The organism is Actinomadura meridiana (genome assembly GCF_039537545.1).
Classification (GTDB): Bacteria; Actinomycetota; Actinomycetes; order Streptosporangiales; family Streptosporangiaceae; genus Spirillospora; species Spirillospora meridiana.
The window spans coordinates 1-19,291 of record NZ_BAABAS010000022.1; the positions used below are offsets into that span (position 1 = coordinate 1).

The 19,291-nt window shown below is 69.7% G+C and carries 17 protein-coding genes, 1 tRNA gene and 1 pseudogene; 7 read left to right on the forward strand and 12 right to left on the reverse strand.

What is annotated here, in order from left to right:
• Positions 1 to 594: pseudogene (locus tag ABD808_RS31490) on the forward strand (hypothetical protein); the annotation flags it as partial.
• 304 nt (positions 595 to 898) lie between these two features.
• On the opposite strand, the gene ABD808_RS31495 reads toward ABD808_RS31490, so the two are convergent.
• Positions 899 to 1,594 (reverse strand): hypothetical protein, encoded by a 696-nt coding sequence (locus ABD808_RS31495; protein ID WP_344904586.1) that lies wholly within the window; start codon positions 1,592 to 1,594, stop codon positions 899 to 901.
• On the opposite strand from ABD808_RS31495, the gene ABD808_RS38695 reads away from it, so the two are divergent.
• On the forward strand, positions 1,481 to 2,626 hold the full coding sequence (locus ABD808_RS38695) for a recombinase family protein (RefSeq protein ID WP_425548999.1): 1,146 nt from the start codon (positions 1,481 to 1,483) through the stop codon (positions 2,624 to 2,626). The two genes, ABD808_RS31495 and ABD808_RS38695, sit on opposite strands and share 114 nt — an antisense overlap.
• Here ABD808_RS38695 and ABD808_RS31500 read toward each other — a convergent pair.
• Positions 2,586 to 2,661 (reverse strand) — tRNA-Glu (locus ABD808_RS31500). The genes ABD808_RS38695 and ABD808_RS31500 overlap by 41 nt on opposite strands.
• A 72-nt stretch (positions 2,662 to 2,733) precedes the next feature.
• The gene (locus tag ABD808_RS31505) at positions 2,734 to 4,392 is read right to left on the reverse strand and encodes a metallophosphoesterase family protein (protein ID WP_344904589.1); all 1,659 of its coding nucleotides are present in this window, start codon (positions 4,390 to 4,392) and stop codon (positions 2,734 to 2,736) included.
• Positions 4,393 to 4,424: 32 nt separating this feature from the next.
• On the opposite strand from ABD808_RS31505, the gene ABD808_RS31510 reads away from it, so the two are divergent.
• Together ABD808_RS31510 and ABD808_RS31515 are read left to right on the forward strand one after the other, a co-directional pair.
• The gene (locus ABD808_RS31510; RefSeq protein ID WP_344904592.1) at positions 4,425 to 4,766 is read left to right on the forward strand and encodes a metallopeptidase family protein; all 342 of its coding nucleotides are present in this window, start codon (positions 4,425 to 4,427) and stop codon (positions 4,764 to 4,766) included.
• A 96-nt stretch (positions 4,767 to 4,862) separates the two neighbouring features.
• Positions 4,863 to 6,188 (forward strand): MFS transporter, encoded by a 1,326-nt coding sequence (locus ABD808_RS31515; protein WP_344904595.1) that lies wholly within the window; start codon positions 4,863 to 4,865, stop codon positions 6,186 to 6,188.
• Between the two features lie 27 nt (positions 6,189 to 6,215).
• Here ABD808_RS31515 and ABD808_RS31520 read toward each other — a convergent pair whose 3' ends face one another.
• Positions 6,216 to 6,539 carry a PspC domain-containing protein gene (locus ABD808_RS31520; RefSeq protein WP_344904598.1) on the reverse strand — a complete coding sequence of 108 codons (324 nt, stop codon included), beginning with the start codon at positions 6,537 to 6,539 and terminating at the stop codon, positions 6,216 to 6,218.
• A gap of 140 nt (positions 6,540 to 6,679) precedes the next feature.
• Between ABD808_RS31520 and ABD808_RS31525 the strand changes: the two genes are divergently transcribed.
• Both ABD808_RS31525 and ABD808_RS31530 read left to right on the forward strand, forming a co-directional pair.
• A complete protein-coding gene (locus ABD808_RS31525) occupies positions 6,680 to 7,831 on the forward strand; it encodes an acyl-CoA dehydrogenase family protein (protein ID WP_344904601.1) in 1,152 nt (383 codons plus the stop codon).
• Positions 7,832 to 7,927: 96 nt separating this feature from the next.
• On the forward strand, positions 7,928 to 8,947 hold the full coding sequence (locus tag ABD808_RS31530; RefSeq protein ID WP_344904603.1) for an aspartate-semialdehyde dehydrogenase: 1,020 nt from the start codon (positions 7,928 to 7,930) through the stop codon (positions 8,945 to 8,947).
• A 60-nt stretch (positions 8,948 to 9,007) separates the two neighbouring features.
• On the opposite strand, the gene ABD808_RS31535 is transcribed toward ABD808_RS31530, so the two are convergent.
• The 4 genes from ABD808_RS31535 to ABD808_RS31550 all read right to left on the reverse strand — a co-directional run bounded on the left by ABD808_RS31535 (position 9,008) and on the right by ABD808_RS31550 (position 13,630).
• A complete protein-coding gene (locus tag ABD808_RS31535; protein ID WP_344904606.1) occupies positions 9,008 to 9,226 on the reverse strand; it encodes a DUF2277 domain-containing protein in 219 nt (72 codons plus the stop codon).
• A gap of 444 nt (positions 9,227 to 9,670) precedes the next feature.
• A complete protein-coding gene (locus ABD808_RS31540) occupies positions 9,671 to 10,681 on the reverse strand; it encodes a M28 family metallopeptidase (protein ID WP_344904608.1) in 1,011 nt (336 codons plus the stop codon).
• Positions 10,682 to 10,776: 95 nt separating this feature from the next.
• A complete protein-coding gene (locus ABD808_RS31545) occupies positions 10,777 to 12,309 on the reverse strand; it encodes a M4 family metallopeptidase (protein ID WP_344904611.1) in 1,533 nt (510 codons plus the stop codon).
• A gap of 292 nt (positions 12,310 to 12,601) precedes the next feature.
• Positions 12,602 to 13,630, reverse strand: coding sequence for an alpha/beta hydrolase (locus ABD808_RS31550; protein WP_344904614.1), 1,029 nt, complete (start codon positions 13,628 to 13,630; stop codon positions 12,602 to 12,604).
• A gap of 154 nt (positions 13,631 to 13,784) precedes the next feature.
• Here ABD808_RS31550 and ABD808_RS31555 point away from each other — a divergent pair, with 154 nt between their 5' ends.
• The gene (locus ABD808_RS31555; protein ID WP_344904617.1) at positions 13,785 to 14,513 is read left to right on the forward strand and encodes an isocitrate lyase/PEP mutase family protein; all 729 of its coding nucleotides are present in this window, start codon (positions 13,785 to 13,787) and stop codon (positions 14,511 to 14,513) included.
• 4 nt (positions 14,514 to 14,517) lie between these two features.
• Here the strand turns inward: ABD808_RS31555 and ABD808_RS31560 are convergent, their stop codons facing one another.
• The 4 genes from ABD808_RS31560 to ABD808_RS31575 all read right to left on the reverse strand — a co-directional run bounded on the left by ABD808_RS31560 (position 14,518) and on the right by ABD808_RS31575 (position 19,290).
• Positions 14,518 to 16,194, reverse strand: coding sequence for a BCCT family transporter (locus ABD808_RS31560; RefSeq protein WP_344904619.1), 1,677 nt, complete (start codon positions 16,192 to 16,194; stop codon positions 14,518 to 14,520).
• A 53-nt stretch (positions 16,195 to 16,247) separates the two neighbouring features.
• Positions 16,248 to 17,180: a nuclease-related domain-containing protein gene (locus tag ABD808_RS31565; protein WP_344904622.1), complete on the reverse strand. Its 933-nt coding sequence runs from the start codon at positions 17,178 to 17,180 to the stop codon at positions 16,248 to 16,250.
• Between the two features lie 132 nt (positions 17,181 to 17,312).
• Complete coding sequence (locus tag ABD808_RS31570) at positions 17,313 to 17,732, reverse strand: DUF7144 family membrane protein (RefSeq protein WP_344904625.1); 420 nt, start codon at positions 17,730 to 17,732, stop codon at positions 17,313 to 17,315.
• A gap of 133 nt (positions 17,733 to 17,865) precedes the next feature.
• Positions 17,866 to 19,290: a pyridoxal phosphate-dependent decarboxylase family protein gene (locus tag ABD808_RS31575; RefSeq protein WP_344904628.1), complete on the reverse strand. Its 1,425-nt coding sequence runs from the start codon at positions 19,288 to 19,290 to the stop codon at positions 17,866 to 17,868.
• Position 19,291: the final 1 nt, after the last annotated feature.

The following is a 19,291-nucleotide window of genomic DNA, read 5'->3' on the forward strand; positions in this document are numbered from 1 at the left end:
GCCTCACTCATCCTGACCTCGCCCCCCTATGGCGCGGCCACCCACGGGCAGGTGCGCACCGGCCGTGACAACGGCGGCGGGAAGATCAACAAGTTCGACGGCCGGTACTCCACCGACCGCCGCAACCTCGCCCACCGCCCCACCGGCGAACTCCTCGCCGGATTCGGACAGATCCTCGCCGGAAGCGCCACCCTGCTGTGCCCGGGCGGAGTCGTGGCCGTCACCGTCCGCCCATTCCGCGTGGCCGGAGAACTCATCGACCTGCCCGGCCAGGTCATCACCGTCGCGCAGGACAACGGCCTGGTCCTGGTCAACAGACTCGCCGCCCTCCTGTGCGGCCTGCGCGACGGGCAGATCGTCACCCGCGCGTCGTTCTTCCAGATGCTCGAAGCCCGCCGCCTCCGCGACCACGGCATCCCCGCCATGGCCACCGCCCACGAAGACCTCTTGGTTTTTTCTCGCGCTGAAGAGACCGATACCCCGGTCGACGAGGCGTCCGGACTTGATCTTCAGGGCAGAGGTGTGCGGTCATTCCCGGACCGGCTTGACACCGCGACCACCAGCGCCAACGCGCGGCGGACGGGGACACGGTGACCGGGTCGGAGAAGCAATCGCGAGGCGGTGGCGAGCAGCCGACGCTGACCTGGCGACTGGTCTTGGCGGACCCGTCCGTTCAGGAACAGATGGCCCGCACTCAGGCACGCACGATCAAGGAGGTACTGCAATGGTGGACCAGGGACGCAGCCCGATCCCGCTCGACGTCTTCACCCGAGGAACCCACAGCAGCCGATCCGCAGGACTGACCGGCCCCGGCGGAGGTTTTCGGGTGGACGGTCCGCTCAAGGTGGCGTTCGCGGGACGGACTTCGACCGAGGACAAACAGGACCCGACGCTGTCGCTACCGCGTCAGCTCGCCAACAGCCAGAGCGCCCTGCACACCGCTCTTCCCGGAAGAGGGGTGATCGTCGCGCACTTCTATGACATCGAGTCGGGGCGCAAGGACCTTGCCGCTCGTGGGTTCGGGCGAGGGCACGAGCGTTTCAACATTCCGGTTCCGCGTGACGGGGGCATTCAGGACTTGCTGTTGGAGGCGGCCCAGTCTGATCGGCGGTTCGATGCGGTGATCTGTGAGTCGGTCGACCGGATCGCGCGCCGGACTTATGTCGGCACGCAGATCGAGAACACGCTGGAGAAGCTCGGTATCCCGTTGTGGGCGTCCGACGAGCCGATCGCGCTGAACGGGAAACGTTCTTCTCAGGTGCTCACGCGGCGGGTGAAGCAGGGTGTGGCCGAGTGGTACGTCCTGGAGATGCTGGAGAAATCCTGGGGCGGGTTCGAGGCCCACACCGAGCAAGGCTTCAACGTCGGGCGCCCTCCGTACGGGTACCTGGCGCATAAGGTTCCGCACCCGGTCGCCGCTCGCCGGGAACAGGGAGCCACCAAGCATGTGCTGGCTCCCGACCCGGTGCGGGGCCCGGTGGTGCGGACCATTTTCGAGATCCGCGCTGGTGAGCGTCTGGGCTATCAGGCCATCGCCGACCGGCTCAACGTGGATCTGGATCGGTATCCGCCGCCCGTCGCGACCGCGAAGCATCGAACGGTGGGCAGGTGGACCTACTCTTCGGTCCGGGAGGTGTTGACCAATCCCAAGTACACCGGCTACATGGTGTGGAACCGCAAGGCGACCACCTCGGCCGGGGGCCGCAACAACCCGCCCGAGGCGTGGATCTGGTCCAGTGCACCCACTCACCCCGAGTTGGTGAGTATCGAGACCTTCACTGCCGCCCAGAGGGTCGCCCGTGACAGGGAGGGGTCACGTAGCCGTCCGGGGCCCAACACCGCGCACACCGGCACCCGTCGCTCGTATGCTTTCCGCTCCTATATGACCTGCGGATTGTGCGGGCGCCGGATGTTCGGCAAGGAGAGCCGGGGGCGGATCTACTACATCTGCCGTCCCGCTCGTGCTTACCGTCCTGAAGGGCATCCGGCGAGCATCTGGGTTCGTGAGGAGCCGCTCATGGCGGGCCTGACCGAGTTCTTCAACCGTGAGATCTTCGGGCCCCACCGTCGTGAGCGCTTGCGCGTCCTGCTCGCCCGGCTCGATGACACCCATATTCACGAGCACCGGGAACGGCTGGTGGCGGTCGAGCGACAGATCGCGGAGTTGAAGCGCCGCAAAGAGCGTGTCCTTGACTCGCTGGAGGCCGCCGACGATCCCTCACCGGCCTTCGTCAATTCCATCAACGAACGCACCACGAGCATCGGCGCGGATCTGGAGGCCAAACAAGCGGCACTGCGTGAACTGCGGGACGCGACTCCGGTGGCGCCGTGTCCTGAACTGTTGGACCGCTGCCCGACCGGGACGGTCGACTTCGACCTGCTACCTGAGCCGACCTTGCGGCGCCTGCTGGACGCCTTCGCCGTCCAGATGTGTCACAACAAGGAAAACAACCAGGTCACGATCCAGGTCACGATCACGCCTGCAACGCCGGACACACAACTCTGGACCGCGAACGCAACGAGCGTTTGGGATGACTCCGGATCGGACGGCTCCGGATCGGACGGTGATCGTGCAGCCATGCGCGTGGTACCCCCTACCGGATTCGAACCGGCGCTACCGCCTTGAAAGGGCGGCGTCCTAGGCCGCTAGACGAAGGGGGCCCGATGGTGGCGGTGATGGGCGCCACTTGACCTCGTCAGTGTAGAGGACGGGGGTGGGCCGCGTGCAAACGGTTAGTGGGGGGTGGGGGTGTCTGTGGTGGGGTTGGGGCTGCGGGACGGCCAGTCGGAGGGGAACTCGGACGGGAACGGGGAGGTGGGGGACGGCGGTGGGGAGGTTGCCGGGGGTGCGGGTTTGATTGTGCGGTCGGGGGCGGGTTCCAGGTGGCGTTCTATTTGGGCGGACGTGAGGCCCAGGCCGCCTAGGCGGAGGTCGTCCCAGCCCTGGAGGCGGTGGGTGGCGCGGCTGAAGTAGAGGACGGAGAGTTCGATGGGGGTGGGTTCCTCGTGTTCGAGGCCGCGGGCGCCGGCGCCGCCGGTGGAGCCCTGGACGAAGAGGCGGGTGCCGGTGGGGAGGGGTTTCGTGGAGCGGGCGTGGGCGTGGCCGGAGAGGATCAGAGGGGTGACGCCGGAGAAGGCGCGGCCCTCGTCGGGGTCGTGGACGACGACGACGTCGGGTGTGGTGTGGGAGGCGCGGAGTTTCGAGGCGAGGAGTTCGCCCTCGGCGCGCATCTGGTCGGCGCCGACGAAGTCGTCGCGGGTGCTCTTGTCGGGGGTGAAGCGGGGGTCGCCGACGCCGTAGATGCGCAGGCCCTTGACGTCGCGGGTGTCGTTGTCGAGGACGACGGCGTTCTTCTGGTTCTCGACGGCCTTCTGGGTGTTCTTGGAGTCGTGGTTGCCGCGGACGTAGACGTAGGGGACCTTCAGGTCGGAGATGGCGTCGGCGAACTTGTTCTCGGCCTTGCTGCCGTGGTCCATGAGGTCGCCGCTGTCGATGATGAGGTCGACCTTGAACTGGGTGGTCACGCTCTTTATCACGTTCCACGCGGCGGGATTGAGGTGGATGTCGGAGACGTGCAGGACGCGGAGCGTGGACGGGTCGGGCTCGTAGGTCGGCAGGGTCGAGGTGGCGGCGTACAGCTCGGAGACGTTGCCGACGAGGCGGGCGAGCTGGGCGCGGTAGGCGGAGAAGCGTTCGACGAGGCTGCGGGTGTCGCCGACGATCTGGGGGGCGTTGGCGAGCAGGCCGGTGTAGCGGGGTTCGGCGACGGAGTGGGGGTTGAACGTCGCCCAGGTCAGGAGGGCGACGGCGACGAGGCCGAGGGCGGCGGACGCGAGGCCGAGCAGGGCGCGGCGGAAGGAGCGGAAGAGGATGAGGCCTGCCGCGAACCCGGCGAGGAGGGAGAGGAGGACGGCGCGGATGAACAGGTGGGTGACGCCGTCGGCGATCTGGTCGCCGATGCGGTCGGTGAGGCGGTCGATCTCGGCGTCGTTCTCGATGAGCTTCTGCGCTTGTTCGGGACGGACGTCGGTGATGCTCGCCTGGAGGGAGATCGGTCCCCAGTGGGTGTCGAGTTGGAGGGATCCGAGCGGGGGCAGTTCGAGGGTCGTCCCGCCGTGCAGGGACGGACGGAGGGAGAACTGGACGTCGGTGGGGCCGATCGCGGTGACCTGGCGTCCGCCGAGGACGAGGCCCGCGTACCCGGCGGCGAGGCCGATGGCGACGGTGAGGAGGAGGCGGGCCCAGCGGCCGGTGACGACGGGCCAGACGTGGCGGGCGGCGGTTCGGACGCGGCGCAGAGCCGGCTGGACGCGGTGGACGACGGGGGAGCCGAGGACGTGGTTCGTGAACCACGCGCGGGCCGCGATCAACGCGGCGCGGGCCTTGGGCACGTGTTCCCCTTCGGTCGAGCAGAATTGACGGTGTGATGGAGTTGTCGCGTGATGAGTTCGAGGACCTGGTGTCGGAGGCCCTCGACAGCATCCCCACCGAGTTGACCGCGCACATGCGCAACGTCGTGATCGTCGTGGAGGACGACGCGCCCGAACGCGGCCTGCTCGGTTTGTACCAGGGCATACCCCTCACCGAGCGCGGCGACTGGTACGGCGCCGTCCTGCCCGATCACATTTCGATCTACCGTCACGAGATCCTCCAAATTTGCGACACCAGGGATGACGTGGTCGAAGAGGTGCGCATCACCGTAGTCCACGAGATAGCGCATCATTTCGGGATCGACGACCGGAGGCTGCACGAGCTCGGATACTGAGCACCATGAATTGCGCACTCTAGGTCACACCGATGCCACGCAGCGTTATTTAATGGGAGGGCCGTCCAACACCGGGCGGGCTGATCTGGAGCGTGCGTGGCGGGAAGGCAGACCGGCCGGCATCGCCGTCCGCCGGAGCGACAGGCGACCTATCGCGAGGTGTTCGCGGTGGGCGAGTTCCGTGCTCTCTGGCTGGCGCAGGCGCTGTCGTTCGCCGGTGACCAGTTGGCGCAGGTCGCGTTGGCCGTGCTGGTGTACGACCACACGGGGTCGGCGCTGCTGACGGCGTTGGTCTACACGCTGACGTATCTGCCGCCGATCGTGGGCGGACCGGTGCTGTCGGGGCTGGCGGACCTGTTCCCGCGCCGCACCCTCATGATCGTCTGCGATGTGCTGCGGGCCGGGGTGCTCGCGTTCATGGCGCTGGTGGCGATGCCGATCGGCGCGCTGTCGGCGCTGGTGTTCCTGGCGGTGCTGCTGGGCACGCCGTTCACGGCGGCGCGCGCGGCGATCCTGCCGGACGTGCTGGAGGGCGACCGGTACGTAGCGGGGACGGCGATCAACAACATCACGCACCAGGCCACACAGATGCTCGGCTTCCTCGCGGGCGGCGCGGTGGTCGCCGTCGTCGGGACGCGGCAGGCGCTCGGCCTGGACGCGCTGACGTTCGGCGTGTCGGCCCTCATCCTGCTCGTCGGGATGCGGCGGAGGGGCGCGCCGGGGCGGCGGGAGCGCGAGCCGTTCGGCCTGTGGCGCGGCACGCGGGACGGCGCGCGTCTCGTGTTCGGCGATCCGGTACTGCGCGCGTTGGTGCTGTTCGCGTGGTTGTGCGCGTTCTACGTGGTCCCAGAGGGCCTGGCGGCGCCGTACGCGGCGACGTTCGGTGGCGGCGCGGTCACCGTCGGCCTGCTGATGTCGGCGATGCCGACGGGGATGGTGGTCGGCGCGTTCCTGTTCAGCCGGTTTGTCCGTCCCGCGAACCGGCTGCACGCGATGGGGTGGATGTCGATGCTGGCCTGCCTGCCCCTGATCGGGGTGAGCGTCCAGCCGCCGCTGTGGGCGGTGGTGCTGCTGTGGGCGCTGGCGGGCGGCGGCAGCGCCTACCAGCTCGCGGCCAACGCCGCGTTCGTGGCCGCGGTCCCGCCGTCCGGACGGGGGCGCGCGTTCGGCCTCGCCCAGTCCGGCATCCTCGCCGGGCAGGGCGTCGGCATCCTCGTCGCGGGCGCCGCGGCCCAGGTGCTCGGCCCCGAGACGGTGGTGGCGCTCGCGGGCGCGCTCGGGCTGTCGGTCGCCACGATGCTGACGTTCGGCTGGAACCAGGTGCGCGGCGGCGTCATCGCCGGGATGCGGGGGCGGGTCGGCCCCGTCGCCGTCGCCGCGTCCGGCGACGAGCTGTCGGGCGCCGGACGCCCCGCGTCCTGAGCTGCGCCGCGTTCTGAGCCGGGCGGGTCAGGCGTTCGTGCGCGGCTTGTTGAAGGCGTCCTTGGTCTTCTTGACCGCGTCCTGGAACGTCGGGGAGTCGCCCGCCTTCTTGATCATGTCTTCGGCGACCGTCTTCTCGGCGCCCTCCTCGGGGATCAGCAGCCAGCCGATCGCGTAGAGCGCGATGCCCGCGCCGCCGAAGAGGGTGAAGATCGCGAGTCCGATCCTGACGATGTTGGGGTCGACGCCGAGGAAACGTCCGGCACCGGAGCAGACACCGGCGATGACGCGGTCGTCGCGGGTGGTGCGTCGGAGCTTCTTCTCGGTGGTGGTGTCCTTGTTCATGTCCATGCCTTGATCCTGCCCAGCGGCGGGGGAGTATGACATCCGGATTCGCCCTGATTCGTCCCTGAGCGTACCCCGGGGCCGCCGGGGGTTCCGGCCCGCACCGTACGCTCGGGGGCGAACATTCCCGCCTGAGGAGATCCAGGATGGACGTGCTGCGCGTCGACGATCAGCTCACCGACGAGGAGCGGATGGTGCGCGACGCCGTCCGGGCGTTCGCGGCCGAACGGATCGCGCCGCACGTGGCGGGCTGGTTCGAGGACGGGACGTTCCCCGTCCGGGAACTGGCCCCCGAGCTGGGTAGGCTGGGCGTGCTCGGCATGCACCTGAAGGGCTACGGCTGCGCCGGGACGAGCGCCGTCGCCTACGGGGTGGCGTGCCGCGAGCTGGAGGCCGCCGACTCGGGGCTGCGCAGCTTCGTGTCCGTGCAGGGGTCGCTGGCGATGGTCGCCGTCCACAAGTACGGGAACGAGGAGCAGAAGGCCGAGTGGCTGCCGAGAATGGCGGCCGGGGAGGCCCTCGGCTGTTTCGGCCTGACCGAGCCCGACCGGGGGTCCGACCCGGGCGACATGCTCACGCGGGCGCGCCGCGACGGCTCCGACTGGGTTCTGAACGGCACCAAGATGTGGATCACCAACGGGTCCGTGGCTGACGTCGCCGTCGTCTGGGCAAAGGCCGAGGACGGTATCCGCGGGTTCCTCGTCCCCAAGGGCACGCCGGGGTTCACGACGCGTGACATCCATCGGAAGATGTCGCTGCGCGCGTCGGTCACGTCCGAGCTGGTGCTGGACGACGTCAGGATCCCCGCAGGCGCGATGCTGCCCGGCGTGCGGGGGCTGAAGGGGCCGCTCGGCTGCCTGTCGGAGGCCCGGTTCGGCATCGTCTGGGGCGCCATCGGGGCCGGACGCGCCTGCTACGAGGCGGCCGTCGAGTACGCGACGTCCCGCGAACAGTTCGGCAGGCCCATCGGGTCGTTCCAGCTCACCCAGGAGAAACTCGCCTGGATGGAGGTCGCGCTGGGGCAGGCGGGCCTCCTCGCGCTGCACATCGGGCGCCGCAAGGACGAGGGGTCCGTCACACCGCAGCAGGTGTCGTTCGGGAAGCTGGCGAACGTCCGCGCGGCGCTGGACGTCGCCCGGGAGGCCCGCACGATCCTCGGCGCCAACGGGATCACGCTCGACTATCCGGTGATCAGGCACATGAACAACCTGGAGAGCGTCCTGACCTACGAGGGGACGCAGGAGGTCCATCTGCTCACGCTCGGTAAGGCCATCACCGGCCTGGACGCCTTCCGTTAAGAAGGGCTTGAACCCTCTGCGTAGGGTTATTGACTAGACGACCTGCTCGGCCCGGGTGACACTCCCCGGGTCAAGCGAATTACCTGAGGGAGTGGCATGAGAATCGGGATCGTCGGGGCCACCGGCCAGGTCGGCGCCGTGATGCGCGAGATCCTGGCCGAACGCGGGTTCCCCGTGGACGAGCTGCGGCTGTTCGCGTCGGCGCGGTCGGCGGGGCGCAAGCTGCCCTGGAACGGCGCCGAGATCACTGTTGAGGACGCGGCGACCGCCGACTACTCCGGTCTCGACATCGTGCTGTTCTCCGCCGGGAAGACCACGTCGAAGGAGCTGGCGCCGAAGGTCGCGGCCGCGGGCGCCGTCGTGATCGACAACTCCTCGGGCTGGCGGATGGACCCGGACGTCCCGCTCGTCGTCGCCGAGGTCAACCCGCACGCCGCGACGCGCCGTCCCAAGGGGATCATCGCGAACCCGAACTGCACGACGATGGCCGCGATGCCGGTGCTGCGTCCCCTGCACGCCGAGGCCGGGCTGACCGCGCTGGTCGTGTCCACCTACCAGGCCGTGTCCGGCAGCGGGCTCGCGGGTGTCGCGGAGCTGCACGACCAGGCGACGAAGGTCGTGCAGAACGCCGACCGGCTGACGCACGACGGGTCGGCGGTGGAGTTCCCCGAGCCGTCGGTCTACGTGCGGCCGATCGCGTTCAACGTGCTGCCGATGGCCGGGTCGATCGTGGCGGACGGCCTCGCCGAGACCGACGAGGAGCAGAAGCTCCGCAACGAGAGCCGCAAGATCCTGGAGATCCCCGAGCTGAGGGTGTCGGGTACGTGCGTGCGCGTCCCCGTCTTCACCGGCCATTCGTTGCAGGTCAACGCCCGGTTCGAGCGTCCACTGAGCCCCGAGCGGGCGAGCGAGCTGCTGGCGGGCGCGCCCGGCGTCGTGCTCGCGGACGTCCCGACCCCGCTCCAGGCGGCCGGTCAGGACCCCACCTATGTGGGCCGCATCCGTCGCGACGAGACCGTCGAGAACGGCCTCGCCCTGTTCTGCTCGGGCGACAACCTGCGCAAGGGCGCGGCGCTCAACACCGTCCAGATCGCCGAACTCGTCGCCGCCGAGTAGCCCCCGCGGACTCCCTGGCTGGCGCGGCGGGCCTCGCGCGGCGGGCCTCGCGCCGCGAGGCTAGCTCGCGCGGCGGCCGCGGATCTCCAGGGAGTCCAGGAGGGCGGCGGTGCTGCGGGCGATCTCCTCGACGGCCCGGTCGAACGCCTCGGCGTTGTGGGCGGCGGGCGCCCGGAACCCGGAGATCTTGCGGACGTACTGGAGCGCGGCCGCCCGAACCTCCTCGTCGGTCACGTCCTCGGCGTAGGGCGGGCGAAGCGTCTTGATACTGCGGCACATGCCCCCATTGTGACCTGCGGGTCCGACGTTCCACACCCCCGGACGTTCCACACCCGCGAGATTCCACGCCCCCGATGTTCCACACGCCTGGTGATGGGGCGGACGTTCTGAGGGCCCCCGGGCCCTCGCCCGGCGGAGCAGGCCGGACGAGGGCACCAGGGGCCCGGCGGGGGGCGGGACCCCGGAGGGAAGGCGGTGCCGCACGGGCCGGGCCGAGATTCGTCCCGCGCGGCCGCCTTCGGTCAGCCCTAGGATTGGGGGAAGGGCTGTCCAGAATTGGACCGCGCCGCCCCGTGGAGTGTCAACGAATCCAAAGGCCACTGGATTTTCAATGCTGTGAACGGGCAATGTGAAAACTCTGAAAAGAGCCTCTGATCTGCGCGGGAAGAGTGAACGACGGTCGTTGACCGGCGTCCGGCGCGGCCCGTCCAACCGTGGAACGGGCTACTGGTTGCCGCCGCTCAGCGTCCACACGGCGTAGGCGATGGCGTCCGAGTTGCGGTCCAGCGCGGTGTCGTTGATGTTCGTCGAGGTGTCGCAGCGCGAGTGGTAGCACCGGTCGTACGCGGTGCCCGCCTGGCCGCCCCACTTCTGCGCCTGCGCGGACGTCATGCGTCCCTCGGCGCCGGTGAACAGGCCGCCCGCGGCGATCCCGTACCGGATGAAGGGGCCGTAGTCGGAGCGTCCGTCGAACGGGGTGTCCTCGACCGGCACGTTGATCGTGCCGAAGTGGGCCCGCAGGACCTTCTCGATCTCGGCGGACCCGGCGGGCCCTCCGTTGCCGGACGAGCCGTCGCCGTCATAGGCGAAGTAGCCCGCGTTCGGCGAGCCGACCATGTCGAAGTTCAGATAGCCCTTGATCTTCGACCGTTCGGCCGACGGCAGGTTGTTGACGTAGTACGTCGACCCGATGAGGCCGAGCTCCTCGGCGCCCCACCAGCCGAAACGCAGGTGGCGGCTGGGCTTGTAGCCCTCCTTGGCGACGGTGAGCGCGATCTCCAGGTTCGCGGCGGAGCCGGAGCCGTTGTCGTTGATGCCGGGGCCCGCGGTGACGCTGTCGAGGTGGCCGCCGACCATCAGCGTGTTGTTGACGTCGCCGCCGGGCCAGTCGGCGATCAGGTTGTAGCCGGTGGCGCCGTTGTGGCTGAACGACTGGACGGACGTCTGGAATCCGGCCGCGTCCAGCTTGCCCTTCACGTAGTCGATCGACGCGCGGAAGCCGGGACGGCCGTGCGCGCGGGTGCCGCCGTTGCTGGTGGCGATGCTCTGCAACTGGGCCAGGTGCGCCTTGACGTTCGCGACGGGGATGTCGGGAGCGGCGGCGCGCACGGCAACGGGAGCGGGCTGGGCCGCGGGAGCGGGCGCGGGCTGGGTCGCCGACGCGGCCGCGCCGGGCAGGAAGGCGGACACCGTCAGGGCCGCCGCCCCCAAGGTCGCCATGGTGCGCGATCTCATGTGTTCTCCTGAGGAAGGTGGTCCCCTTTTGGAAAGGGGAGCGGCCCGCGACGGGGGAGCGGGCCCCGTCACGGGCCGCGAGCGGGGGGCGGTTCCTAGCAGGCAGGTTCGCCGGACTGCGCCGGGACGCTGACGGCGGCCCAGGCGGCCTTCACCGAGGTGCACTCGGCGGAGGAGCCGGGGAAGAGTTCCTTCGCGGCCTGGACGGTCGCGACGCGCGCCCGCGCGTGGTTCCAACCGGACGTCTTACGGTTGAGGCCCTCCATGAAGACCTTGCCGGCCTTCTGGATGCCGATACCGGCGACGGTCGAGTTGTTGCACGTCGGGCTGCTCGGGGAGCCGTTCGATCCCACCGACAGCAGGACGAACCAGTGGTTCTGCGGGCCCGCCGCCGCGTGCACCTCGGTGCGCGGGATCTGCGACGAGTAGCAGTTCGGGTGGTTCAGGGCCTGCGGGTTGTACATGTTGCGGATCGGGCCCTGGCCGACCAGGTCGACCTCCTCGCCCACCAGGTAGTCCGGCGGGTCGAGGTTGTCGGGCTCGTTGGTGTAGAACTCGGTGAGCGTGCCGAAGATGTCACCGGTCGACTCGTTCAGTCCGCCGAGCTCGTTGCCGCCGCCACCGTCGCCGCCGGGCGTGGTGGAGAAGACGGCGTGGCCGTTCTCGTGGCCGACGACGTCGAACGACGTGGCCTGCTTGCTGTTGGACTGGTTGTGGCCGAAGGTGGTGTAGCTGCCGTTCCAGTAGGCGTTGACGGCGCTCAGGCCGACGCGCATCGGGAAGCCGCCGCCGTTGCCGTTGATGCCGTTGCGGCCGAGCCATGCCTTGAGCATGTCCCATTCCTTCTGGACCGCGTACATCGCGTCGACGCAGGCGGTTTCCAGGTCGGTGCCGCTGCCGTTGCCCCAGGAGCCGTCGCCGGTGTAGGTGCCGCCGTTCTGGCCGCCGCACCGCACGCCGTTGCGCGTCGGGTCCTGCATGGACGAGGTGCTCGTGCTGATGTCGACCGTGCCGTGGTAGAAGCTGCGGTCGTCAGCGGCGTCGCGGACCTCGTCCCAGGTCTTGACGACCTTGCCGGTCCTGGCGTCGACGACCACGTGCAGCTTCGTCGGGGCGTTCTTCTTGGTGCCCGTGATGACGGTCTCGTACACCAGGCGGCCGGAGCCCTGGGCGAGAACCGTCAGCTGCGGCGTGGTGGCCGACTGGACCTTGGTCACGCGGGTCCGGGCGGTCTTGGCGGCCTGCGCCGCCGTGATCTTCGCGGTCGTGCCCACGTTCAGCTCGGCGGTCTGGTTCACCGAGGTGCTCAGCACACCACCACTGGCGTTGGTGGTGACGACGAAGTCGCCGCCGTCGACGGGGAGGCCGTTGTGCGTCCGCGTGTACGCGACGTGCTGCAGGCCGTTGATCCCGGAAACGACTCCCAGGTGGACGAGCTTGTCCTGGGGGGCCATCTTGAAGACCGAGGGCTTCGCCGCCACCAGGGCGTCGGCGGAGGTCGCGGCGAGGGCGCGGGGGTTGGGCTTGGCGGGGGCGGTGCGGCCTACCGCACCTGTGGCGGGGGCGGACATCGCCACGGCGAGGCCGACGGACAGCGCCGCCGCCCCGATCGCGGTCTGGTGTCTCACGGGGGTGCTCCTTCCACGTGCCGGGCATGGCGGGGCACGCGGAGATCCGTGGGGAGCGACACTCCGCCGGGCCGCCGCCCGTCCGGCGGGCTGGGGACTAAAGCTCATTCGGATGAGCTGCCCCGAAGTGCACTCCGAGTTATGAATAGTGTCAATGAATCCACCTGAATTTGGATTTTCAGTATTTGGGGCGTTGTCAACTGGAAAGTCGAAACCGGTGCCTGGACAGCGCGGACGGGACGGTCCCGTGGGGCGGGCCCGTCCCGTCGGGCGGGTGCGGCGCGATGGCCCGTCAGGGGGCGATGGAGCGGCAGAGCCAGGCGAGGGCGAGGGGATAACGGTAATCAATGCCGCCGTGCCCGGCGTCGAAGAGCTCGAAGTGGATCGCGTCGTCGGCGACGCCCGCGTCGAGGAGCGCCCTGCGGAACGCCTGCGCGCCGACGTCGAGGTACCACTCGTCGCGCGTGCCGCCGTCGATCCAGATGGCCCGCTGCGCGCGCATCGCCTCGGCGTGCCGGGGCACCATCCGCACCGGGTCCCAGCCGAGCCAGCGTTCCCAGACGTCCTGCCTGATCACGCCGGTGACCGGGTCGAACGGCAGCTCGGGCGTGCCGTCCTCGTTCGCGGAGTAGCACAGCGCCATGCCGAGGTTGTTGAGCAGCACCATGTCCTCGGGCTTGGTGAAGGACGCGCGCGAGGTGAAGTCGTCCCACCAGCGCCAGATGTCGCCGTCGTACTTGCGCAGATACCGGACGCACTGGGGGAATTCGAGCTGGTAGACGTACTCGAACAGGGCGTCGCCCGCGTGCGTCGCCAGCGCGCCGAACAGGTCGGGACGCAGCATCGGCGTGATCATCGCGCCGTAGCCGCCGCTGGACTTGCCGCTGATCGCCCGGTGCTCGGGCGCGTCGAGCGTCCGGTAGTTGGCGTCCACCCATGGGACGACCTCGTCACAGAGATAGGAGTGGTAGCGGCCCGTGCCGGGGGAGTCGAGGAACTGGCTGCCGCCGTGCGTCGTCCAGGCGTCCACGAACACCACGATCGCGGGCGGGGCCTCGCCGGACGCGAACACCGCGTCGGCCGTCTCGGGGAACGGCTGCCGGTAGGACATCCGGTTGTGCCACATGCCGATATGCCCGGTGAACCCCTGGATCGAGTACACGGTGGGATATCGGCGGTCGGGTTCGTCGTCGTATCCCGGGGGGACGTAGACCAGGACGGGTCGTTCGTGCGGGTCGTTCAGGGGGTTGCCGCGCAGCAGATCGCTGCTGATGACGTGCTCTTCCAGGCGTCCGGCGAGGTCGGCCGACCATGGCAGCATGCGCACTCCCTCATCGCGGGTGGTTGATCACCATCCCGACGCTAACCCGGCCGTCCGACACTGTCGCGGGCGGCCCGTGAACGGGCGCTGTCGGAGGTGGATGTCACACTCCTCGGGCCTGTTCAGTCGTTCCGGTGAAGGAAAGGAGAAGGACATGACCGACAATGCCGCCGTGCTGCGCGACCTGCACCGTCCGGGCGATCCGCTGCTGCTGCCCAACGTCTGGGACGCGGGGAGCGCCGTGATCGTCCAGGAGGCGGGCTTTCCGGCCCTCGCCACCGCGAGCGCCGCCGTCTCCGCCATGCTCGGCTATCCGGACCACGAGGGCGCGCCCGCCGAGGAGATGTTCGCCGCCGCCGGGCGGATCATCCGCGCCGCGTCCGTGCCCGTCACCGTGGACGCCGAGGCGGGCTACGGGCTCGCGCCCGCCGAACTCGTCGAACGGCTGCTGACCATCGGCGCCGCGGGCTGCAACCTGGAGGACACCTACGCCGGTGAGCTGGCCGAACCCGAGACGCAGGCCGAGTTCATCGCCGCCGTCCGGGCCGCCGCCGGGGACGCGCTGGTGATCAACGCCCGGGTCGACACGTTCGTCGCCAAGTCGCCGGACCCGGTGGACGCCGCGATCGTCCGGGGCCGCCTCTACCTGGAGGCGGGCGCCGACTGCGTCTACCCGATCACCGCGCCGCTGGACGCCGTCCCGGCCCTGGTCAAGGGGCTGCCGGGTCCGGTCAACGCGAACAACATGCCCGGCACGTCCCTCGCGGACCTGGCCGCCGCCGGGGTCGCCCGCGTCTCCTACGGCCCGATGCCGTACCTGCGCGCGCTGGACGCGTTGAAGGAGTTCGCGACCCGCGTGAAGTCCGGCGAGGCGCCGCACTGACCCGTCAGCCCCGGGCCGGGTCGTCGTCGGGGGACGGCCGGGTCACCAGCTCGAAGTCGCCCTCGTGCCGGGCGGTGCCGGTGACGACCGCGTCCTCCAGGACCTCGGCGCCCTTGATCTGCCGCCGCATCATCGGATCGTTCCGGAGGTCCTTCGCCAGCGAGACGCACAGCAGGATCAGCACGACCGCGAACGGCAGCGCGCCGATGAAGGTGATGTTCTGGATGCCGTTCAACGCCTTGTCCCCGCCGATCACCAGCATGATCGCGGCGACCCCGCCGGTCATCGCGCCCCAGAAGATGACGACCCAGCGGGCGGGCGAGTTCGCGCCGCGCTGCGACAGGGTGCCCATCACGATCGAGGCCGCGTCCGCGCCGGACACGAAGAAGATCGCGACCAGCACCATCACCACGATCGCGGTGAGCGCCTCCCAGGGCAGATGACCGAGGACGTTGAAGGTGATCTGCTCCTCGGAGCCGTCGCCGAACGGGTTCAGCCCGTCGCGCTGCTGCTTGATCGCCGTCCCGCCGAAGATCGCGAACCAGATGACGCTGACCGTGCTCGGCACGATGATCACACCGGCGACGAACTGGCGGATGGTGCGGCCCCGGCTGATCCGGGCGAGGAACATCCCGACGAACGGGGCCCAGGAGATCCACCACGCCCAGTAGAAGATCGTCCAGTCGGCGAGGTAGTCGCGCATGGCCTGCCCGCCGGTCGCGCCCGACCGCGACGCCATCTCGCCGAAGTCCCTGATGTACACGCCGAGGGAGGTGGGCAGCAGCTCCAGGACGAACACCGTCGGCCCGACGACGAACACGAAGAACGCCAGGACGGCCGCCAGCACCATGTTGATGTTGGACAGCCACTGGATGCCCCGGGCCACCCCGGACACCGCCGACAGGACGAAACAGATCGTCAGCACGACGATGATCAGCACCAGGACGGTCGTGCCCAGCGATTCGATCCACCCGGCCTCCTGCATTCCCGTGCGGATTTGCAGGGCGCCGATGCCGAGCGACGCGGCCGAGCCGAACAGCGTGGCGAACAGGGCCAGGATGTCGATGACCCTGCCGATCGGGCCGTCGGCGTGCCGTCCGATCAGCGGCGTGAACGCCGAGCTGATCAGCTGGGTGCGGCCCCGGCGGTAGTGCCCGTACCCGATCGCCAGGCCCAGCACGGCGTAGATCGACCACGGGTGCAGCGTCCAGTGGAACATCGTCGTGGCCATCGCCGTCTCGATCGCGGGCTCGCTCTGCGGCGCGTCGGTGCCCGGCGGCGGGTCCACGTAGTGCGTGAGCGGTTCCGCCACGCCGAAGAACATCAGCCCGATGCCCATGCCCGCGCTGAACATCATCGCGATCCACGACACGGTGCGGAACTCCGGCTCGTCCCCCTCCTGCCCGAGCGGGATCCGCCCGTACCGGCTGAGCGCCAGCCACAACGAGAAGATCACGAACCCGGTCGCGGCGAGGACGAACAGCCAGCCCAGGTTCGCGAGCAGCCAGTCCAACGCCGACTGCGCCGTCGAACTGAGGCTGTCGGTCCATAGGACGCCCCAGAACACGAACGCCATGGACAGGCCGGCCGTGAGGCCGTAGACGATCCAGTCGGTGCGCGCCCGTCCCTCGTCCTCCCGGGGGAGCCCGCCCGGTTCGTCGTCCCAGCCCAGGGTCTTCATGATCTCGGGTCGTTCCCGAATAATCCCAGCTCAGACCATCCGGCGCCGCCGGTTCAGCGTGCGGGGGGCCGCCAGGTCGCGGGCTGCCGGGCCGCGGCGTGCACGGCCGCCACCTGCTCGGGGGTGAGCGTCCGCCCCCGCCGCCGTAACCAGCGCCGCAACGCCTTGACGTCGGACAACACCGCGATGTCGCGCGGACCGCCGTTCTTGACGGTGAACCCCTTCGCGCCGACGAACACGATCACGGACTGGACGGGGACATGACGTCCGCACGCCGCCGCCAGCAGCCTGCGGGTGCGTTTCGCCTCGAAGCGGGAGTTGCGCAGATAGTTGACCTTGGTGCCGCCGACCATCATGCCGTGCTCCGCCACCCACACCTTGCAGCGCGTGGTCTTCGTGTTGATGGTGACGACGCCGAACGGGCCGATGAGGACATGGTCGATGTCGGCACCGTTGCGTCCGACGGGGACGGCGTGCAGCACATGCCAGCCCTTCCTGCGCGCCCATTTGTCGAGCTTTCCGCCAACGAACCGTTCGCCTTTCGCGCCTATCGCGAAGTTCGCCGCCTGCGTCCGGACGCCGACGAGGAAGGCCAGGCGCGTCCGCCAGGTGCGCAGTTCCACGGCCCGCGCCCGCGCCGCCGCACCGGCCTCGGTGAGCCCGAGATCGCTGATGGGCCCGGCGGGCTCGACGGGATTGGCTGGCACGGCGCGATTGGCGGGCTTGGCGGGCCCGGCTGGCACGGCGGGGTTGGCGGGGTTGGCTGGCCCGGCGGGGTTGGTGGGCGCGAGGTACTGGGGCGCCGGTTCGCCGAGCCTTCGGCATTCCGCGTGGACGGTCTCCCAGAACGGCGCGGCCAGCCCGGGAACCTGGAGTTCGTGGCGACCCGTCCTGAGGTCGTACCAGCCGACCGTCTCGTCGCCGCGCGAGACATAGATACGTCCATTCCCGTAGCGACGCCACACCTTCGCTTCGAGATCACCCACTACGACCCCCAACAAGATCATTGACTGACATTGGCGCCATATGTCACGTCAATGATCTGTGTTGGGGGTTGGCGGACGCTAGTCCGCGAGTGAGTCGGTGAGCGGTCGGCGGTGCACCGCGGCGAGCGTCCGCTAGTCGGCGCGCGAGCCGGGGGGCGGTGCCGTCAGCGCGTAGATCAGCAGGACGCACAGCGAGATCGTCAGCACCGACCAGAGCGGGAACGCCACGAGGAACGCGAGATGTCCGATGGCGACGACGAAGGCGAAGATGACGCCGAGCACCCGCGCCCACATCTGCCCGGCCATGATCGCGGCACCGACGCCGATCTGGATGATTCCGATGATGAGCCAGATCCAGCCCCACGCGGTGTAGTCGAACACCATGATCTGGTTCTCGTTGACGAGGTAGTACCCGTCCTTGAACAGCGCCACCAGGCCGTCGATGACGTTGAAGGCGCCGATCACCAGCGCCACCGTCCCCGCGAACGCCAGCCAGCCGGACGTCCGATACCTCGTCGTCGAGGTACGCCCATGAGTCGTCTTGGTCGTCATCGGACCTCCCGAGCCCGTCACCGATGACCGAAAAGTCCCCCATTTCCAGGTAACCGAAAACTCGACTTACCTTCCATTTGGGCCGTCCATAACAAAACGTGAAGCGCGCTTGACGTCGATCGCGTTCCCGGGCTCAGCCGCGTGCGTCGTTCACGGCGTGGACGAGTTCGTCGACGTCCGCGGGGGTGGTGCGGTGGCTGATGACGCAGGCGCGGAGGGCGGCGCGCCCGTTCAGCCGGACGGGGCTGATCCACGCCCGTCCGCCGCCGACGACCCGCCGGGCGAGCGCGTCGTGGTGCTCCCACGTCCCGTCGGCGCGGTCGGCGAAGCAGACGACAGGTAGCGGGGTGTCGTTGGCGATGTCCCAGCCCGTGTCGGTGAGGCGTTCGCGCAGGATGTCCGCGAGGTCGGCGTCGTGGTCGAGCTGCTCCGCGTACCCGGCGCGGCCCGCCACGGCCAGGCTGAGGAACAGTTTCAGGCCCATGAACCGGCGCGACCACTGCTGACCGGACGTGTACGGGTCGACGGTGTCGGGGACGTCGGCGGGCATGTAGGACGTCGTGACCCGGAACGTCTCCGCGAGCCCCTCGGCGTCGGTGGTCAGGAGCGCGCCCGCGCCCATCGGGACGCTCAGCCACTTGTGCGCGTCCACCGTGATCGAGTCGGCGCGTTCGATGCCCGACAGCGCCGGTCGCAGCCGGTCGGACAGCGCCGCCGCACCCCCGTAGGCGGCGTCGGCGTGGAACCGGAGCCCGAGATCGTCGCAGAGGTCGGCCAGCTCGGGCAGCGGGTCGATCGCTCCGGCGCCGGTGGTCCCGGCCGTCCCGACGACGAGGAACGGCAGGTCGCCTCGCGCCCGGTCGGCGGCTATCTGGTGGGCCAGGTTCGGGACGTCCAGCCGCAGGTCGGGGCCGGTGGGGACGAGGTGGACGGCGTCCCGTCCGAGGCCGGTCGCGTGCGCGATCTTGAGCCAGGCCAGATGGCTTTCCGTGGACGCGTACAGGACCGGGCGGCCGGGCAGTGCTCGCAGGCCCTCCGTGCCGTATCGGGGCCACGTTCGGGTGAGCGCCAGCAGCACGGCGGTCAGGTTCGCCTCCGCGCCGCCGCTGGTGAACGACCCGGCCACTGTTTCGGGCGGGTAGCCCAGCCGTCCGCCCAGGAAGCGCAGCAGATGGGCCTCGATCTCGGCGGCGGCCGGGGCGTGCGACCAGGCCGCGAGCTGCGGATTGAACGCCGCCGCCAGCGTCTCCCCGATGACGCCCATGAGGGTCGGGGTCGGGTTGAACAGGCCGAAATAGCGCGGATGCGTCGTGTGGACGGTCGTCGCGCGGAGCAGCTCCGCGACGTCGTCGATCACGTCGTCCGGTGCCGCCGGACGGTCGAAGTCGTACGCGCCGATCGCGGCCCGCAGGCGGCGGACGTCCACGGGTGCGCTCACGGCCCGTCCGGCGATCTCCTTCCGCTCGCCTTCCAGCAGGTCGACGACGTGCCGCCACACCCGCTCGGCGGCGGGCGGGGCCGGGTCGAAGGAGGCTCGTCCAACGGGGAACTGATCCATG